This is a genomic window from Streptomyces sp. WG5 (genome assembly GCF_049974565.1).
Classification (GTDB): Bacteria; Actinomycetota; Actinomycetes; order Streptomycetales; family Streptomycetaceae; genus Streptomyces.
Window position 1 is genome coordinate 24,514 of sequence record NZ_JBNGGC010000009.1, and the last position, 17,687, is coordinate 42,200.

16 protein-coding genes and 1 riboswitch are annotated in these 17,687 nt (G+C 70.3%); of the genes, 10 read left to right on the top strand and 6 right to left on the bottom strand.

Annotated features, from left to right (window positions below; translation table 11 throughout):
• The first annotated feature begins 219 nt into the window (after positions 1-219).
• The 4 genes from coxB to ACP4IX_RS11235 all read left to right on the top strand — a co-directional run bounded on the left by coxB (position 220) and on the right by ACP4IX_RS11235 (position 4,714).
• Complete coding sequence (gene coxB, locus ACP4IX_RS11220; RefSeq protein WP_426526128.1) at positions 220-1,179, top strand: cytochrome c oxidase subunit II; 960 nt, start codon at positions 220-222, stop codon at positions 1,177-1,179.
• Positions 1,176-2,912, top strand: a complete 1,737-nt coding sequence (ctaD, locus tag ACP4IX_RS11225) for a cytochrome c oxidase subunit I (RefSeq protein WP_426526126.1) — start codon at positions 1,176-1,178, stop codon at positions 2,910-2,912. Before coxB ends, ctaD begins: the two co-directional genes overlap by 4 nt.
• On the top strand, positions 2,909-3,307 hold the full coding sequence (locus ACP4IX_RS11230; protein ID WP_426526124.1) for a cytochrome c oxidase subunit 4: 399 nt from the start codon (positions 2,909-2,911) through the stop codon (positions 3,305-3,307). The genes ctaD and ACP4IX_RS11230 overlap by 4 nt, the downstream gene beginning before the upstream one ends.
• 129 nt (positions 3,308-3,436) lie before the next feature.
• On the top strand, positions 3,437-4,714 hold the full coding sequence (locus tag ACP4IX_RS11235; RefSeq protein WP_426526122.1) for an Ig-like domain-containing protein: 1,278 nt from the start codon (positions 3,437-3,439) through the stop codon (positions 4,712-4,714).
• A 26-nt stretch (positions 4,715-4,740) separates the two neighbouring features.
• Here the strand turns inward: ACP4IX_RS11235 and ACP4IX_RS11240 are convergent, their stop codons facing one another.
• Positions 4,741-5,142: a hypothetical protein gene (locus tag ACP4IX_RS11240; RefSeq protein WP_426526120.1), complete on the bottom strand. Its 402-nt coding sequence runs from the start codon at positions 5,140-5,142 to the stop codon at positions 4,741-4,743.
• Between the two features lie 188 nt (positions 5,143-5,330).
• On the opposite strand from ACP4IX_RS11240, the gene ACP4IX_RS11245 reads away from it, so the two are divergent.
• From ACP4IX_RS11245 to ACP4IX_RS11270, 6 genes are all read left to right on the top strand, one after another.
• Positions 5,331-5,951 carry an aa3-type cytochrome oxidase subunit III gene (locus ACP4IX_RS11245; protein ID WP_029393865.1) on the top strand — a complete coding sequence of 207 codons (621 nt, stop codon included), beginning with the start codon at positions 5,331-5,333 and terminating at the stop codon, positions 5,949-5,951.
• 65 nt (positions 5,952-6,016) lie between these two features.
• Positions 6,017-6,826 (top strand): c-type cytochrome, encoded by an 810-nt coding sequence (locus tag ACP4IX_RS11250; RefSeq protein WP_426526117.1) that lies wholly within the window; start codon positions 6,017-6,019, stop codon positions 6,824-6,826.
• Entirely contained in the window at positions 6,823-7,881 is a 1,059-nt protein-coding gene (locus ACP4IX_RS11255; protein WP_426526115.1) for a Rieske 2Fe-2S domain-containing protein, read from the top strand. The genes ACP4IX_RS11250 and ACP4IX_RS11255 overlap by 4 nt, the downstream gene beginning before the upstream one ends.
• Positions 7,878-9,539, top strand: a complete 1,662-nt coding sequence (locus tag ACP4IX_RS11260) for a cytochrome b (RefSeq protein WP_426526113.1) — start codon at positions 7,878-7,880, stop codon at positions 9,537-9,539. The genes ACP4IX_RS11255 and ACP4IX_RS11260 overlap by 4 nt, the downstream gene beginning before the upstream one ends.
• Before the next feature lie 130 nt (positions 9,540-9,669).
• On the top strand, positions 9,670-10,734 hold the full coding sequence (trpD, locus tag ACP4IX_RS11265) for an anthranilate phosphoribosyltransferase (protein WP_426526111.1): 1,065 nt from the start codon (positions 9,670-9,672) through the stop codon (positions 10,732-10,734).
• Positions 10,735-10,814: 80 nt separating this feature from the next.
• Positions 10,815-10,931: riboswitch (SAM riboswitch) on the top strand.
• A gap of 226 nt (positions 10,932-11,157) precedes the next feature.
• On the top strand, positions 11,158-12,531 hold the full coding sequence (locus tag ACP4IX_RS11270) for an aminotransferase class V-fold PLP-dependent enzyme (protein ID WP_426555412.1): 1,374 nt from the start codon (positions 11,158-11,160) through the stop codon (positions 12,529-12,531).
• On the opposite strand, the gene ACP4IX_RS11275 is transcribed toward ACP4IX_RS11270, so the two are convergent.
• From ACP4IX_RS11275 to ACP4IX_RS11295, 5 genes are all read right to left on the bottom strand, one after another.
• Positions 12,480-13,688, bottom strand: coding sequence for a glycerate kinase (locus tag ACP4IX_RS11275; protein WP_426555482.1), 1,209 nt, complete (start codon positions 13,686-13,688; stop codon positions 12,480-12,482). The genes ACP4IX_RS11270 and ACP4IX_RS11275 overlap by 52 nt on opposite strands.
• A 56-nt stretch (positions 13,689-13,744) precedes the next feature.
• The gene (locus ACP4IX_RS11280; protein WP_426526107.1) at positions 13,745-15,160 is read right to left on the bottom strand and encodes an SLC13 family permease; all 1,416 of its coding nucleotides are present in this window, start codon (positions 15,158-15,160) and stop codon (positions 13,745-13,747) included.
• Positions 15,161-15,247: 87 nt separating this feature from the next.
• Positions 15,248-15,910 (bottom strand): response regulator transcription factor, encoded by a 663-nt coding sequence (locus ACP4IX_RS11285; RefSeq protein WP_426526105.1) that lies wholly within the window; start codon positions 15,908-15,910, stop codon positions 15,248-15,250.
• Positions 15,911-15,929: 19 nt separating this feature from the next.
• Positions 15,930-17,420, bottom strand: a complete 1,491-nt coding sequence (locus tag ACP4IX_RS11290; protein WP_426555413.1) for an ATP-binding protein — start codon at positions 17,418-17,420, stop codon at positions 15,930-15,932.
• On the bottom strand, positions 17,341-17,655 hold the full coding sequence (locus ACP4IX_RS11295; protein ID WP_426526101.1) for a small secreted hydrophilic protein: 315 nt from the start codon (positions 17,653-17,655) through the stop codon (positions 17,341-17,343). Before ACP4IX_RS11295 ends, ACP4IX_RS11290 begins: the two co-directional genes overlap by 80 nt.
• Between the last annotated feature and the right edge of the window lie 32 nt (positions 17,656-17,687).

Below are 17,687 nucleotides of genomic sequence, written 5' to 3' on the forward strand. Positions count from 1 at the left end.
GCCGCCCGGCGACCTGCGGAACCGGCCCCCGTGAGGGCCCCGTCCCACCCTTCGGAGTGACCGACGGCGCGTATGCCACCCTCCCCGCGACCCCCCGGAGGACGTCGGCTAGGGTTTGGTCCGCATAAACATCAAACCCCTGCCCGACGCAGGGCGGCGACCGACCAGCGAGAAGGCCGCAGCCGAACAGCGCGGGCGAGACTCTCGGGAAGGCGCTACGTGAGTCCCAACGGCTCCGACCGCTCGCCGCGGCGCCCGATGCGGCGGAAGCTGCTGCAGGCACTGACCGCGGGCCTGGTCCTGGCGACCGCCACCGGTTGCACATACGAGGACTTCCCCCGCCTCGGCATGCCCACCCCAACCACGGAAGAGGCTCCGCGGATCCTCTCCCTGTGGCAGGGATCGTGGGCTGCCGCGCTGGCCACCGGCGTGCTGGTGTGGGGCCTGATCCTGTGGAGTGTCTTCTTCCACCGGCGCAGCCGGACCAAGGTCGAGGTTCCTCCGCAGAACAGGTACAACCTGCCCATCGAGGCGCTGTACACCATCGTTCCGCTCGTCATCGTCTCGGTGCTGTTCTACTTCACCGCCCGTGACGAGTCCGAACTCATGAGCCTGGAGAAGAAGCCCGACGTCACGGTCAACGTGGTCGGCTTCCAGTGGAGCTGGTGCTTCAACCACGTCGAGAACGTCGAAGGTTCCACCGGCGACGCCAAGACCTCCAAGGAACTGGCCGCCATCCCGGACCGGTTCAAGGACGACTTCCCGGCGAACGCCGGCGGCGTCTACGACTGCGGTGTCCCGGGCACGCGGAACCCGCAGAACAACAACCCGGGTCCGACCCTCTGGCTCCCCAAGGGCAAGAAGGTCCGCTTCGTCCTGACCTCGCGTGACGTCATCCACTCCTTCTGGGTGGTGCCGTTCCTCATGAAGCAGGACGTCATTCCGGGCCACACCAACGCCTTCGAGGTGACCCCCAACCGGGAGGGCACCTTCATGGGCAAGTGCGCCGAGCTGTGCGGCGTGGACCACTCCCGGATGCTGTTCAACGTGAAGGTCGTCTCCCCGGAGCGCTACGAGCAGCACCTCCAGGACCTCGCGAAGAAGGGGCAGACCGGTTACGTTCCCGCGGGCATCGCGCAGACGAGCCACGAGAAGAACCGGGAGACGAACAACCTGTGAGCATCCTCAACGAACCCCAGGGTGCCGCGGCAGCAGGGTCCCACTACCAGGACGAGCTGCCGGTCCGGCGCCAGAGGCGTGGCGAGATCGTGGTCAAGTGGCTGACGACCACCGACCACAAGACGATCGGCACGCTGTATCTGGTGACGTCGTTCGCGTTCTTCGTGATCGGCGGCGTGATGGCGCTGCTCATGCGCGCCGAGCTGGCCCGTCCGGGCCTGCAGATCATGTCGAACGAGCAGTTCAACCAGTCGTTCACGATGCACGGCACGATCATGCTGCTGATGTTCGCGACGCCGCTGTTCTCGGGCTTCGCGAACTGGATCATGCCGCTGCAGATCGGCGCGCCGGACGTGGCCTTCCCCCGGCTGAACATGTTCGCCTACTGGCTGTACCTGTTCGGCTCGCTCATCGCGGTGGGCGGCTTCCTGACCCCGCAGGGCGCGGCCGACTTCGGCTGGTTCGCCTACTCCCCGCTGTCCGACGCGGTGCACTCGCCGGGCATCGGCGGTGACCTGTGGATCATGGGTCTGGCCTTCTCCGGCTTCGGCACGATCCTCGGCTCGGTCAACTTCATCACCACGATCATCTGCATGCGCGCGCCCGGCATGACCATGTTCCGCATGCCGATCTTCACCTGGAACGTGCTGCTGACCGGTGTGCTGGTCCTGCTCGCCTTCCCGGTGCTGGCCGCGGCCCTGTTCGCCCTGGAGGCGGACCGCAAGTTCGGTGCGCACATCTTCGACTCGGCCAACGGCGGAGCGCTGCTGTGGCAACACCTGTTCTGGTTCTTCGGGCATCCAGAGGTGTACATCATCGCGTTGCCGTTCTTCGGCATCGTCAGTGAGATCATCCCGGTCTTCTCCCGCAAGCCGATCTTCGGCTACATGGGTCTGATCGCCGCGACGATCGCGATCGCCGGTCTGTCGGTGACGGTGTGGGCCCACCACATGTACGTCACGGGCGGCGTGCTGTTGCCGTTCTTCTCCTTCATGACCTTCCTGATCGCGGTCCCGACCGGTGTGAAGTTCTTCAACTGGATCGGCACCATGTGGAAGGGCTCGTTGTCCTTCGAGACACCGATGCTCTGGTCCACCGGCTTCCTGATCACCTTCCTCTTCGGTGGTCTGACCGGTGTCATCCTGGCCTCGCCGCCGCTGGACTTCCACGTCTCGGACTCGTACTTCGTGGTGGCGCACTTCCACTACGTGGTGTTCGGCACCGTGGTGTTCGCGATGTTCGCCGGCTTCCACTTCTGGTGGCCGAAGTTCACCGGCAAGCTGCTGGACGAGCGGCTGGGCAAGATCACCTTCTGGACGCTGTTCGTCGGCTTCCACGGCACCTTCCTGGTCCAGCACTGGCTGGGCGCCGAGGGCATGCCGCGCCGGTACGCCGACTACCTGGCGGCCGACGGCTTCACCGCCCTGAACACGATCTCGACGATCAGCTCGTTCCTGCTCGGCATGTCCCTGCTGCCGTTCTTCTACAACATCTGGAAGACGGCCAAGTACGGCAAGCCGGTCAACGTGGACGACCCGTGGGGCTACGGCCGTTCGCTGGAGTGGGCGACCTCCTGCCCGCCGCCGCGGCACAACTTCCTCACGCTGCCGCGCATCCGCAGTGAATCCCCCGCCTTCGACCTGCACCACCCCGAGGTCGCCGCGCTCGACCAGCTCGAGAACGTCGGTCACGGGGAGAAGGCCCTCGCCGGCGGCAAGGAGGCCGGGAAGTGAAGATCCAGGGCAAGCTCTTCATCTGGCTGAGCGTCTTCATCCTGGCCGTCGCGATCGTCTACGGCTACTGGTCGAAGGAGCCGGCCGGCACCACGGCCCTCTTCCTGGCCTTCGGCCTGGCCATCATGATCGGCTTCTACCTGGCCTTCACGGCCAGGCGGGTCGACGCCGGTGCCCAGGACAACAAGGAAGCGGACGTCGCGGACGACGCCGGCGAGGTCGGGTTCTTCAGCCCGCACAGCTGGCAGCCGCTGGCGCTCGGGATCGGCGGAGCGTTCGCCTTCCTGGGCATCGCGGTCGGCTGGTGGCTCGTGTACTTCTCCGCACCGATCCTCCTGATCGGCCTGTTCGGCTGGGTCTTCGAGTACTACCGCGGTGAGAACCGCACCCAGTAGCACGCGCCGAGCGCCGAGGGGCCCGGACACTCCGAAAGGAGCGTCCGGGCCCCTTCGTCTGCCGCACCGTCCTCACTCGTCCGGCTTACCCGCCGTGCCGCCGTTGACGTTGCTCCCTAGCGTGAGGACATGAGCAACACGGTTCACTTCCAGGCGCGGGGGCGTACGGTCGTCGGCTGCACCCTGCTGGTGATGGCCCTCGGCGCGGGCGTCACCGCCTGCACCGGCGGCGACGACAACCCGTTGTCCGCCGCGCCGTACGACGCGGCGGGCCAGATCTCCTTCAACGGCCCCACGGAGGCCGGGAAGAAGGCCGACCCGGACCAGCCCCTGGAGGTCGTCGCCGAGGGCGCCGACGGGCGCATCACGGACGTCACGGCCATGGACGCGGCGGGCCGCCACGTCGCGGGCGAACTCTCCGCCGACGGGGCCCGCTGGCACAGCACCTCACCGCTGGCCGCGGGCGCCCGCTACACGGTGCGGGTCAGCACCGAGGACGGCGACGGCGCGCCCGGCCGCAAGGTCCTCACCTTCGAGACCGGCCGGCCCAGCACCAAGAAGACCCTGGACATCTCCTTCGGGCCCGAGGCGGGCTCGTACGGCGTCGGCCAGCCCGTCACCGCGGAACTGAGCCGGCCGGTCGCGGACCCGGCCCAGCGGGCCATAGTGGAACGCGCCCTGAAGGTGCGGTCCACCCCCGCCGTGGAGGGCGCCTGGCACTGGGTGGACGACAAGAAGCTCCACTACCGGCCCGAGGAGTACTGGCCCGCCCACGCCACCGTCCAGGTCAGCAGCACCCTCGACGGCATCAAGGTCGGCGACCGGATGTGGGGCGGCACCGCCAAGCCCCTCACCATCACCACGGACGACCACGTCGTGGCCGTCACCGACGCCGCCGCGCACACGCTGACCGTCTACCGGGACGGCGAGGAGATCAGGCAGATCCCCGTCACCGCCGGCAAGCCCGGCTTCGAGACCCGCAACGGCGTCAAGGTGGTCCTGGGCAAGGAACCCTTCGTACGCATGCGCAGCAGCACCGTCGGCATCGCCGAGGGCTCCTCGGAGTCGTACGACCTGCCCGTGTACTTCGCCACCCGGGTCACCTGGAGCGGCGAGTACGTGCACGCCGCCCCCTGGTCCGTCGGCTCCCAGGGCTCCGCCAACGTCAGCCACGGCTGCGTGGGCATGAGCACCGCCAGCGCGGAGTGGTTCTTCGACACCGTCCAGAAGGGCGACCTCGTCGAGGTCGTCAACTCCGCCGGCGAGACGATGGAACCCTTCGGCAACGGCTTCGGCGACTGGAACCTGGACTGGACCGAATGGCGTACGGGCAGCGCCCTCACGGGTGGCAACCCGAACGCCACGGACGCCCAGGAGGCGGCGAGGCTGCGACCGACGGCGGTGTGACGCCCCGAGGGGCGCCCCAGGTGCCCTCAGACGCCCTGCAGCCTCTTCTGCCGCAGCAGCGAGGCCAGCGCGCCCGCGAACTCCACCGGCTCCACCGGAAGCGTCACAGCCGCCTCCGCGCGGCTCCACGTCGCCAGCCACGCGTCCTGCGGCCGCGCGATGAGCAGCAGCACCGGCGGACACCGGAAGATCTCGTCCTTGATCTGACGGCACAGGCCCATGCCCCCCATGGGCACCGCCTCGCCGTCGAAGACGCAGACGTCGATCCCGCCCTTGTCCAGCTCCTTGATCGCGGCGGCCGGGGTGGCGCACTCCACGAACTCGACGACGGGCACGTCCGGGGCGGGCCGGCGACCGGTCGCCAGCCGCACCTGTTCGCGGGTGTTGGAGTCGTCGCTGTAGACCAGCACCGTGGCGGTCGGCTGCATGCTTCCTCCGATACGCAGTGAAACAGTCGTAGCCCGTCGCGCCGGATGCTACTCCCTCGGACACGTCGTCAACACTGGTTCGGACACGGCTTCGAGGGGCCCTTCGATGGGCCATACGGGCAGTACAGACGGTGCGGACACTCCGAACGGCACCCCCCGGGGTGAGGGCGGGATAAGCGACCGACATAATGTCGGTCGTGGCGACAGCAACGACAGTAGAAACCGGGCACGCGCACCCGTCGGTCAACCGGCCGAACCTCACCAGCGTCGGAACCATCATCTGGTTGAGCTCCGAGCTGATGTTCTTCGCGGCCCTCTTCGCGATGTACTTCACCCTGCGATCGGTGACCGGCCCGGACTTCTGGTCCGAGAAGGCCGACGCGTTGAACTTCCCGTTCTCCGCGACGAACACCACGATCCTGGTGCTCTCCTCCCTCACCTGCCAGCTCGGCGTGTTCGCGGCCGAGCGCGGTGACGTGAAGAAGCTCCGGATGTGGTTCATCGTCACCTTCGTGATGGGTGCGATCTTCATCGGCGGTCAGGTGTTCGAGTACACCGAACTGGTCAAGCACGAGGGTCTCTCGCTCTCGTCGGACCCGTACGGCTCGGTGTTCTACCTGACCACCGGCTTCCACGGACTGCACGTGACGGGCGGACTCATCGCCTTCCTGCTGGTCCTCGGCCGCACCTACGCGGCCCGGAGGTTCACCCACGAGCAGGCGACCGCCGCCATCGTCGTGTCCTACTACTGGCACTTCGTCGATGTCGTCTGGATCGGCCTCTTCGCCACGATCTACATGATCAAGTAGTCGCGGCACGCACCCGCGCAATACCCGAAGCATCGACGCAGAAAATCCTGACACCGGGGTAATCCGTGAAAAAGCTCTCCGCACGACGACGCCATCCGCTGGCGGCGCTCGTCGTCCTACTCCTCGCGCTGGCATGCACAGGGGGGCTGTACGCCGCGTTCGCACCCGCGAGCAAGGCGCAGGCCGATGAAACCGCCCAGTCCCTCGCCATCGACGAGGGCAAGAAGCTCTACGCCGTCGGCTGTGCCAGTTGCCACGGCACCGGAGGTCAGGGCACCACCGACGGTCCGAGCCTGGTCGGAGTCGGCGCCGCCGCCGTCGACTTCCAGGTGGGCACCGGCCGTATGCCGGCCCAGCAGCCCGGCGCCCAGGTTCCGCGCAAGAAGGTGATCTACTCCCAGGCGGAGATCGACCAGCTGGCGGCCTACGTCGCCTCGCTGGGTGCCGGTCCGGCGGTCCCGTCGCAGGAGAAGTACGGCCCGGAGGGCGCGGACAGCGCCAAGGGCGGTGAGCTGTTCCGCAACAACTGCGCGCAGTGCCACAACTTCACCGGCAAGGGCGGCGCGCTGACGCACGGCAAGTACGCGCCGACCCTCGAGGACGTCGACCCGAAGCACATCTACGAGGCCATGCAGACCGGCCCGCAGAACATGCCTTCCTTCCCGGACAGCACGCTGACCGAGCAGAACAAGAAGGACATCATCGCCTACCTGCACGCGGTCAACTCGGACGAGACCGTGGACCCCGGCGGCCTCTCGCTGGGCGGCCTCGGGCCCGTCAGTGAGGGACTCTTCGGCTGGATCTTCGGCCTCGGCGGCTGCATCGCCGTCGCCGTGTGGGTCGCCGCCCGGACCGCAAAGGCCAAGAAGTCATGAGTAGCCAAGACATCCCAGAAGAGAACCTGCCGGCCGAGCAGGGCGGCGCGCACGGCGCGCCGAAGCCCGCGGACGAGAAGCACCCGTTCGCGGACCCGGGGCTGCCGCCCCACGAGCACCGGATCCAGGACATCGACGAGCGGGCCGCCAAGCGGTCCGAGCGCACGGTCGCCCTGCTGTTCACGCTGTCGATGCTGGCCACCATCGGCTTCATCGCCTCGTTCGTGGCGATCCCGCACGACAAGTCGATCTACGTCTGGCCGCTCGGGCACATCAACGCGATGAACCTCGCGCTGGGCCTGACCCTGGGCGTGGCGCTGTTCGCCATCGGCGCGGGCGCCGTCCACTGGGCGCGCACCCTGATGTCCGACGAGGAGGTCGCCGACGAGCGGCACCCGATCGAGGCCTCGCCCGAGGTCCGCGCGAAGGTCCACGCGGACTTCAAGCAGGGTGCCAAGGAGTCGGTGATCGGCCGGCGCAAGCTGATCCGCAACACGATGTTCGGGGCACTGACGCTGGTGCCGCTCTCCGGCGTCGTCCTGCTGCGCGACCTCGGCCCGCTGCCCGGGACGAAGCTCCGCCACACGCTGTGGTCCAAGGGCAAGCTGCTCGTCAACATGAACACGAACGAGCCGATGCGCCCGTCGGACATCGCGGTCGGTTCCCTCACCTTCGCCAAGCCCGAGGGCCTGGAGGAGCACGACCACGGTTTCCAGAACGAGATCGCCAAGGCCGCCCTGATGATCATCCGGCTGGAGCCGGAGGCCATCAAGGACAAGCGCGAGCTCGAGTGGTCGCACGAGGGCGTCGTGGCGTACTCGAAGATCTGCACCCACGTCGGGTGCCCGATCTCCCTGTACGAGCAGCAGACGCACCACGCGCTGTGCCCGTGCCACCAGTCCACCTTCGACCTTGCCGACGGTGCCCGGGTGATCTTCGGTCCCGCCGGCCACCCCCTGCCGCAGCTGCGGATCGGCGTGAACGACGAGGGCTATCTCGAAGCGCTCAGCGACTTCGAGGAGCCCGTCGGTCCTGCATTCTGGGAGCGCGGATGAGTACTGCAGCGAGCAACCCGAACCCGTCCGCCGGCGCCACGGCGGGCCGATCGCGCGGAAAGGCCCCGGCCGGCGAACGCGTCGCCGACTGGGCCGACGGCCGGCTCGGGATCTACTCCCTGGCCAAGGCCAACATGCGCAAGATCTTCCCGGACCACTGGTCCTTCATGCTCGGTGAGATCTGCCTCTACAGCTTCATCATCATCATCCTCACGGGTGTGTACCTGACGCTGTTCTTCCACCCGTCGATGAACGAGGTGGAGTACCACGGCGCGTACGTCCCGATGCAGGGACAGCTGATGAGCGAGGCGTACAAGTCGACGCTCGACATCAGCTTCGAGGTGCGCGGCGGTCTGCTGATCCGGCAGATCCACCACTGGGCGGCGATCATCTTCCTCGCCGGCATGTTCGTGCACATGATGCGCGTCTTCTTCACCGGCGCGTTCCGCAAGCCGCGCGAGATCAACTGGCTGTTCGGCTTCCTGCTGTTCGTCCTGGGCATGTTCACCGGTTTCACCGGCTACTCGCTCCCGGACGACCTGCTCTCCGGCACCGGTGTCCGCTTCACGCAGGGCGCGATCCTGTCCGTGCCGATCGTCGGCACGTACATCTCGATGTTCCTGTTCGGCGGGGAGTTCCCCGGGACCGACTTCGTCGCCCGGTTCTACTCGATCCACATCCTGCTGCTGCCGGGCATCATGCTCGGGCTCGTGGTCGGCCACCTGATCCTGGTCTTCTACCACAAGCACACGCAGTTCGCGGGTCCCGGCAAGACCAACAAGAACGTCGTCGGCATGCCGCTGCTGCCGGTGTACATGGCCAAGGCCGGAGGCTTCTTCTTCCTGGTCTTCGGTGTCATCGCGGCCATCGCGGGCATCGCGTCGGTCAACCCGATCTGGTCCATCGGCCCCTACCGGCCGGACATGGTCTCCACCGGCGCCCAGCCCGACTGGTACATGGGCTTCGCCGAGGGCCTGGTCCGCGCCATGCCGGGCTGGGAGATCAACTTCTGGGGTCACACGCTGGTCCTGGGCGTCTTCATCCCGCTCGTGATCTTCGGGATCTTCCTCGCGTTGATCGCGGTGTACCCGTTCATCGAGTCCTGGGTGACCGGGGACAAGCGCGAGCACCACATCCTGGACCGGCCGCGCAACGCCCCGACCCGGACGGCGTTCGGCGTGGCCTGGGTCACCGCCTACATGATCATGCTGATCGGCGGTGGCAACGACATCGTCGCCACCCACTTCCACCTGTCGATCAACGCGGTCACGTGGTTCGTGCGGATCGGGTTCTTCGTCGGACCGGTCATCGCGTTCGTCGTCACCAAGCGGATCTGCCTCGGCCTCCAGCGCCGGGACAAGGAGAAGGTGCTGCACGGCCGCGAGTCCGGCATCATCAAGCGCCTGCCGCACGGTGAGTTCATCGAGGTGCACGAGCCGCTCAGCCAGGAGCAGCTGCACACGCTCACGGCGCACGAGCAGTACAAGCCGGCCGAGATCGGCCCGACGGTCGACGAGAACGGTGTCGAGCGCAAGGTGAAGACCACCGAGAAGCTCCGCGCCAAGCTCAGCGAGGCCTACTACGGCGAGGAGTCGCAGATTCCGAAGCCGACCGTCGAGGAGTACAAGGAGATCACGAGCGGCCACGGCCACCACTGACCCTCCAGCGTCGCCACACCACCGCGAAGGGCCCCGTCCGTTCCTCGGACGGGGCCCTTCGCGGCGCCCGGGGCTGGATAGGGTGGGACCACACTCCCATTCCACGACACACACGATTCAGGAGCGGCTCATGAGCGCTGTGACTCCCGCTGGAGGCGACACCGCGGCGGGCCGCTCCTGGCCCGCCCTGCTGAACGGACTGCTGGACGGCCGCGACCTGTCCGCGGACGACACGGCCTGGGCGCTGGACGTGATCATGCGCGGCGAGGCGACCGACGCCCAGATCGCCGGCTTCGCGGTGGGCCTCAGGTTCAAGGGCGAGACCGTCGAGGAGATCTCCGGCCTGGTCCGCACCATGTACGCCCACGCCAACGTGATCGAGGTGCCGGGGGAGACCGTCGACATCGTCGGCACCGGCGGCGACGGCGCCAAGACCGTCAACATCTCCACCATGTCGGCGATCGTCGTGGCCGGCACGGGCGCCAAGGTCGTCAAGCACGGCAACCGGGCCGCCTCCTCGGCGTCCGGGGCCTCCGACGTCCTGGAGAAGCTCGGGGTCAACCTGGAGCTCACGCCGCAACGCGTCGCGGAGGTCGCCGAGGAGGCCGGCATCACCTTCTGCTTCGCCGTGAAGTTCCACCCGTCGCTGCGCCACGTGGCGTCGGCGCGCGGCCAGCTGGGCATCCGCACGGTGTTCAACTTCCTGGGCCCGCTGACCAACCCGGCCAGGGTGAAGTCCCAGGCGGTCGGGGTCGCCCACGCTCGGATGGCACCGATCATCGCCGGTGTCTTCGCCGAGCGCGGCCACTCGTCCCTGGTGTTCCGCGGCGACGACGGCCTCGACGAGCTGACCACGACCGCCACCTCCCGGGTCTGGGTCGTGCGGGACGGCCGGGTCACCGAGGAGGCCTTCGACCCGCGGGACGTCGGCCTCGAACTGGTGCCGGTCGAGGCGCTGCGCGGCGCCGACGCCTCCTACAACGCCGACGTCGCCCGCCGCCTGCTGGCCGGCGAGACGGGCCCGGTACGGGACGCGGTGCTGCTGAACTCGGCGGCGGCCCTGGTCGCCCTGGAGCCCGGCGAGGCGCCGCTCGCCGAGCAGCTCCGGGCCGGCATGGACCGGGCCGCCGAGGCGATCGACTCGGGTGCCGCCAAGCGCGCCCTGGACCGCTGGGTGGCCGCGAGCAACGCGTAACGGCCCTCCCGTGCGACGAGCGTCCCGCGATCCGGACCCGGGTTGCGGGACGCCGATCTTTTCCCGTACGTTCCTTGGCAGGTCATGAGTGACAGTCATCAGGCCCCGGCCGACTGTCCGGCAACCCTCCGTCCGTGGCGGGGTGCCCCGGGTGAAGACCAGGCCGTGGACAGCAGGGTTCACGGCAAGCGCGGACCCCTCGCACGCTCTCGGAAGTGTGGGGCCAGGGGTCCTGGGCCACTCGAGGGAGTCTCCCGTGAACCAGCGAATGCGATAGGGCCTGTCCTTCGGACCGGCCCGACACCCTGACGCGGTGCCTCGCCTCCGCACCCTCCTTTCCCCGCCTTCTCGGCTGCACCCACGCCCGGCCCCGCCCGGTCCGCGTGGTGACGCCGCCTGCCTTCACGCCACGGGAGTGCGCCCATGTCCGTCCCCACCCTTGCCGCCGACCAGTCCGTTTGTCCTCCGCTGCCCGTCCTGGGCGCAGATGTCACCGTCCCGCTCGTCACCGGCGGCGAGGTCACCTACGCCGCGCTCGACTACGCCGCCAGCGCGCCCGCGCTCCAGCGGGTCTGGGACGACGTGGCGGCCTACGCCCCCTACTACGGCAGCGTGCACCGGGGCGCCGGGTACCTGTCGCAGCTGTCGACCGACCTGTTCGAGAACGCCCGGAAGGCCGTCGCGGAGTTCCTCGGCTGCCGGGAGGGGGACCAGGTCGTGTTCACCCGGTCCACCACCGACTCGCTCAACCTGCTCGCCGCGGCGCTGCCCGCCGACTGCCGGGTCTTCGTCTTCGAGACCGAGCACCACGCCTCGCTGCTGCCCTGGAGGGACGCCGACGTGACCTTCCTCGACGCCCCGCGCACCCCCGCGCAGGCCGTCGAGACCCTGGAGCGCGCCCTCGTCGCCCGCGAGCCCTACGGGCCGGCCCTGGTCTGCGTCACCGGCGCCTCCAACGTCACCGGCGAGCTGTGGCCGGTGCGTGAACTGGCCGCCGCCGCGCACGCGCACGGCGCGCGGATCGTGCTCGACGCCGCCCAGCTCGCCCCGCACCGTCCCGTGTCCGTCGCCGACCTGGACGTGGACTGGGTCGCCTTCTCCGGGCACAAGCTGTACGCCCCGTTCGGTGCCGGCGTGCTGGCCGGCCGGGCCGACTGGCTGCGCGAGGCGGAGCCGTACCTCGCCGGCGGCGGCGCGAGCCGCAGGGTCACCCGGCGGGCCGACGGCGGCGTGGACGTGGAGTGGCACGACAGCGCCGCGCGGCACGAGGCCGGGTCGCCCAACGTCATCGGCGCCTACGCGGTCGCCTCCGCCTGCAAGGCGCTCACCGAGGCCGGGTTCGACACGCTGGTCGCCCGCGAGGAGTACCTCATCGGAAAGGTGCGCGAGGGGCTCGCCCGGGTGCCGCAGGTGCGCGTCCTCTCCCTCTTCGGTGACGACGCCCCCCGCGTCGGCGTGCTCTCCTTCGTCGTCGAAGGATGGAACAGCTCCCACTTCGCCGCCGCGCTCTCCGCCGAGTACGGCATCGGTGTGCGCGACGGCCTGTTCTGCGCCCACCCGCTGGTGCGCACCCTGCTCGGCAGCGACCCGCAGGCGCAGGGCGAGTGCGGCGCCCCCGAGGCGGCGCCCGGCGAGAAGTCCCTCAACGCCATCCGCGTCAGCTTCGGCGCGGGCACCCCGGACGAGCACGTCGAGCGGTTCGTGAACGCGGTCAGGGAGCTGGTGGACGACGGAGCCCGGTGGAACTACCGTACCGAGGAGGGGCGTTGCGTGCCCGACACGGCCTTTGCCGGCTGAGCCGTCCGGCCCGGCAGCCGTGACCCCAGCAGGATCATCCGCAGCGCCCGCTCCGTGGCGTCCGTGAGGAGTTCGGCGGCCCGCAGCAGGGCGTCGGCCAGGGCCATCGGCGCCGGCATGATGCCGTGGCAGGCGTCCACCCCCGGCACCTCGTGCGCGCCCTCGCCGAGGGTGCCGGCCAGGGCGAGGACGGGACGGCCGTAGAGCTTGGCGCGGCGGGCCACCTCGGCGGGGACCTTGCCGCGCGGCGTCTGGTGGTCCAGGGCGCCCTCGGCGGTCAGCACCAGGTCGGCGCGGGCGAGGCGGGCGTCCAGGTCGAGGTGGTCGAGGAGCACGTCGAAGCGGGGCAGCAGCCGGGCCCCGACGGCGGCCAGGCCCGCGCCGAGCCCGCCGGAGGCGCCGGTGCCCGGGCCGTTGCGCAGGTCGGTGCCGATGACACCGAGGTCGCGGGTGAGGACGCGCGCCCAGTTCTCCAGACCGGCCGACAACTCCTCGACCTGCGCGGGCGTCGCTCCCTTCTGCGGGCCGAACACCCGTGCCACGCCCCGCTCTCCGCACAGCACGTTGAACGGGTTGCAGGCGACGAGCAGTTCGGTGTCCTTCAGCCGGGTGTCGAGACCGGACGGGTCGATGCGGGCGAGGCGGACCAGCTCGCTCCCGCCGTGCGGGAGTTCGAAGCCGTCCGCGTCCAGCAGCCGGGCCCCGAGCGCCTGGAGCGCGCCGGCGCCCCCGTCCGAGGTGCCCGAGTCGCCGCAGCCGACCAGGACGCGCCGCACCCCGGTGTCGAGCGCGGCGCGGATCAGCTCGCCGACGCCGTACGTCGTCGTGGCGCCCGGGTCGCGCAGGGCGCGGGGGACCAGGGAGAGTCCCGCGACGGCGGCCATCTCCACCACCGCCGTGTCCTGCGCGCCGAGCAGCGCGAAGTGGGTGCCGACGGGTTCGCCGACCGGGCCGGTGGCGGCGAGCGCGACCAGCCGCCCGCCGGTCGCGGACGCCAGCGCGGTGGCCGTGCCCTCGCCGCCGTCGACGAGCGGGACGCGGTCGATCTCGGCGTCCGGCAGGACCCGGCGGACGCCCGCCGCGATGGCGTCGGCGGCGGCCTGGGCGGACAGGGACTCCTTGAAGCCGCTGGGGGCCACGACGACACGGTTCAGCACGGAGGGGGCCGGGGAGGCGGGCGGCGGGGAGGAGAGGACGGGCACGGGGGGCTCCTTCATCGGGTCACGGGTACGCCGAGCAGCGGCCAGACGGCGGCGGCGAAGAACAGCACGAGCGCGGCGGTCAGCGGTGCCAGGACGGCCGACAGCCGCAGCAGGTCGCGCGGGGTGTAGGTGGGGGTGCCGGGGATGTCGGAGAAGAGCGTGACCGGCTTGGCCGAGGCGGGGAGCGTGTGGCAGAAGCCCGCCGCGGCGGTGGAGGCGAGCGCGGCGGCGACCGGGTTGACCCCGGCGCCCAGGGCCGCGGCGATGACCAGCGGGACCAGGACGGAGGAGCGGGCCGAGCGGGACTGGAGGACCAGGTGGGCCGCGGTGCTCACCGCGACCACGATCCCGAGGAAGACGGCCGGCGCGACGTCGGCGGGCAGCCCCGACACCAGCCACTTCGCCGCACCGGAGTCGGCGAGCGCGACGCCCATCGCCATGGTGGCCGCCATGAACAGCAGCAGCGACCAGGGCACGGTCTTCAGGGCGTCCTTGAGCCGTACGGTGCCGAGCGCGGGGGAGGAGGCGACGACCGCGCCGATGAGCGCCACGACCGCGGGGGAGACGTGGTGCAGCGGCTCGCTGCACCACAGGGTCACCACCGTGGCCAGCAGCAGGGCGCAGCGCTTCTCCGCCTGCGTCCAGGGACCGGTGACCGGGCTCTCGCTGTGCCGCTGTATCTCCTCGGCGGTGATGTGGACGGGGCCCTTGCGGTCCGCCCGCCGAGTGGTCGTCAGCAGGACGGCCTCGGCGGCCAGATGGGAGGAGGCGACCGCCAGCGGCAGGCCGAGCAGCAGCCACTGGGTGAAGCCGATCCGGTCCCCGGTCGCCTCCCACAGCACCGACACGGTGATCAGATGCGCTCCCGCACCGATCAGGGTCGCCACCGCCGACAGAAGGATCACGGTCGGGAACAGCAGCGCGAGCATCACGACCAGTCGCTTCCGGTCGGCGAGGGCCTTGGCGAGGGCCAGGAACACCGGCAGCGCGAGCGCCGCCCGGCCCGACGTGGCCGGCACCGCGAACGCCGTCACCACCAGCGCGGCCGTCGTCAGGTGGACCAACTGCCGCACGCTGCGCGCCCCGCCGACCAGGAACGCCGCCGCCCGCCCGGCGAGCCCGGTCCGGGCCACCGCCGCCGCCAGCACGAAGGCGCAGATCAGCAGCCACACCGTGTCGTCGCCGAGGGTGCCGAAGAGGGTGTCGCTGCTGATCACGCCGGTCGCGGTCAGCGCGAGGCCGGCGCCCAGCGCGATGTACGTGTCGTCGATCGACGTGCCGATCCAGGCGCAGGTGGCCAGCGCGAACACGGCGAGGGTGAGGCGCGCGTCACCGCCGAGGGCCGGGAAGTTGCCGGGCACCGCCAGCAGCGCGCACAGGGACAGGGCCACGCAGAGGGCCGCCGCGAGGCGGAGGTTCAACGTCACGTCATCGAGGGTTCTCCCGGGCGGTGAGCCCTCAATGAGTCCGACATGAAGGAAACTTCACCCAATGCCGGCCGATGGGCCGATACGTCAGCCCGGCAGCCGGTACCCCATGCCCCGTACCGTCTGAACCCGGTGGGCGCCCAGCTTCTTGCGCAGTGCCCGCACGTACACGTCCACGATGTTGGAGCCGGGGTCGAAGTCGTAGCCCCACACGTGCGACAGGATCTGCTCCCGCGACAGGACCTGCCCCGGATGCCGCAGGAACAGTTCGAGGAGCACGAACTCACGGGCCGTCAGGTCCACCGTCCGCTCCGCGGCACGGGCCCGGCGGGTACGCAGGTCCAGGGAGAGGTCGCCGGACCTCAGCACCGTCACCTCCGGCGCCCTGGCCGCCGTACGCAGCCGCAGCCGTACCCGCGCGAGCAGTTCCTCGAAGCGGAACGGCTTGGTCATCCAGTCGTCGGCGCCGCCCTCCAGGCCGGCCACCGTGTCCCGTACGGAGTCCCGGGCGGTCAGCACGATCACCGGGGTCGTCACCCGGGACTCGCGCAGCTCGCGCAGGACCGTGAAGCCGTCCCGGCCGGGCAGCCCGATGTCCAGGACGACCAGGTCGAAGCCGCCGGTGAGGGCGTACTCGTAGGCGGCGTCGCCGTCGGCGACGGCGGTGGTGGTGAAGCCGTTGGCGCGCAGGCCCTTCTCGACGAAGGAGGCGATGCGCTCCTCGTCCTCGACGATGAGGATGCGGTTCATGGGCGAGCCTCTTCCGGAATCAGTCCAGTGTCAGTACGAAGGTGGCGCCGCCGCCCTCGGTGGTGCGCAGGCCGACCCGCCCGCCGTGGCCCTCCGCGATCGCCTTGACGATCGACAGCCCGAGCCCGGCACCGCTCCCGCGCACCCCGCGCCGCGCCGTGCCGCGCCGGAACCGCTCGAAGACGACCTCGGCGTCCTGCGGCTGGACCCCGGGCCCGGAGTCGGCGACGTACAGCTCGATCCGGGTGCCGTCGGCGCGGGAGCCGATGCGGATGGTCTGGCCGGCGGTGGTGTGCTGCACGGCGTTCTGCGCGAGCTGCACCATGGCCTGGGTGATCCGCTGGGGGTCCAGCTGGGCCTCGCGGTCGGCGACTTCGGCCAGTACCCACTCGCGGTCGCCGAGGGTGCGGGCCTTGACGTAGACGTCGGCGGTGAGCTCGGCGAGCTGGACCGGCTCGGGAGTGACGAAGTCGGGGCGTTCCGCCTTGGCGAGCAGCAGCAGGTCCTCGACGATGCGGCTCATCCGGTCCAGTTCGTCGGTGACGAGGCGGACCGTCTCCTCGCGTTCCGCCGGGTCGTCGCCCATCAGTTCCAGGTGGCCGCGCACGATGGTGATCGGGGTGCGCAGTTCGTGGCTCGCGTCGTCGACGAACCGGCGCTGGGTGGCGAAGGCGCGTTCCAGCCGGTCGAGCATGGCGTTGAACGTCTCGGCGAGCGCGGCCACGTCGTCGTGTCCGTGCACCGGGATGCGCCGGGTCAGGTCCTGCTCGGTGAGCTGCGCGGCCGTGGTCCGCACCAGCCGCACCGGTTTGAGGATCCGGCCCGCGACCACCCAGGCGATGCCGGTCGTCATCAGCAGGGCGACGCCGGAGATGGCGAGCAGGACGCGGAACACCTCGTCCGCGCGAGCCTGTTCCCGCCCGGGGTGGAAGGCGACCACGAACGCGGCGGCCGGTTCGCCGCCGTACCGGGCGACGGTGACCTTGGCCCAGCGGATCTCGCCCTGAGGCCGGTGCAGGGTGCCGGTGGAGTCGGACGAGGCGTGGATGCGGCGCCTGGCGTCGGCGTCCTTGTGCAGGGGCAGGGCGACCGGGATCTCGCGCTGCTGGATGATCTGGGTGGGCCTGCTGTTCTTCTCGCCCACCAGGCCGATCAGCTCCTCGTCCAGGTCGGCGTACTGCCTCTCCAGGAAGACCCGCAGCAGCCGCCCCGGGTCGGTGAACGGGCGGCCGGTGGCCGGGTCGAAGCCCTGCTCCTCGAAGTTGGCGAACTCGCCGGCCTCCTGCGCGAGCAGGGCGTTGATCCGCTGGTCGGTGTCGTGCAGCAGGATCGAGCGGGTGGTCGCGGCCACCGAGGCGAGGGCGACCGCCATCACGAGCAGCAGCCAGAGCAGGATGCGGACGCGGGCCGAGATCCGGCGGCGCTCGCGGTCAGCCGTCGTCGGTGGATCCGTCGTCGGCGGACGAGTCGTCCCCGGTGTCCCCGGTGTCCTGGCCTCGGTCGTCGTCATCGTCGTCATCCGGAGGGCTGTCGGTCACCGGCGGCCGGGTCACCACCTGGTCGCTGGGCTTCGGTTCGGGCGAGGAGGAGGTGGGCGTGGGCGTCGGGGAGCCGCTCTCCAGCTCCACCTTGGCCGGGACCTTGGGTTCCTGCGGGCTGTCGGTGAGGGCGAAACTGGTCGCGGCGATGCCGAGCGGGATCAGGACCACGGCCGCCAGGGCCGCCATCCGGCGAGAGAAGACCATGTCCCTGATCCTGCGCGCGGAACCCGGCGTCC

Excerpts from the sequence above, each read along its gene's own strand:
- ACP4IX_RS11235 (WP_426526122.1), top strand. The coding sequence starts at position 3,437 with ATGAGCAACACGGTTCACTTCCAGGCGCGGGGGCGTACGGTCGTCGGC.
- ACP4IX_RS11240 (WP_426526120.1), bottom strand. The coding sequence starts at position 5,142 with ATGCAGCCGACCGCCACGGTGCTGGTCTACAGCGACGACTCCAACACC.
- ACP4IX_RS11245 (WP_029393865.1), top strand. The coding sequence starts at position 5,331 with ATGTCGGTCGTGGCGACAGCAACGACAGTAGAAACCGGGCACGCGCAC.
- ACP4IX_RS11255 (WP_426526115.1), top strand. The coding sequence starts at position 6,823 with ATGAGTAGCCAAGACATCCCAGAAGAGAACCTGCCGGCCGAGCAGGGC.
- ACP4IX_RS11260 (WP_426526113.1), top strand. The coding sequence starts at position 7,878 with ATGAGTACTGCAGCGAGCAACCCGAACCCGTCCGCCGGCGCCACGGCG.
- trpD (WP_426526111.1), top strand. The coding sequence starts at position 9,670 with ATGAGCGCTGTGACTCCCGCTGGAGGCGACACCGCGGCGGGCCGCTCC.
- ACP4IX_RS11270 (WP_426555412.1), top strand. The coding sequence starts at position 11,158 with ATGTCCGTCCCCACCCTTGCCGCCGACCAGTCCGTTTGTCCTCCGCTG.
- ACP4IX_RS11285 (WP_426526105.1), bottom strand. The coding sequence starts at position 15,910 with ATGAACCGCATCCTCATCGTCGAGGACGAGGAGCGCATCGCCTCCTTC.
- ACP4IX_RS11290 (WP_426555413.1), bottom strand. The coding sequence starts at position 17,420 with ATGACGACGACCGAGGCCAGGACACCGGGGACACCGGGGACGACTCGT.
- ACP4IX_RS11295 (WP_426526101.1), bottom strand. The coding sequence starts at position 17,655 with ATGGTCTTCTCTCGCCGGATGGCGGCCCTGGCGGCCGTGGTCCTGATC.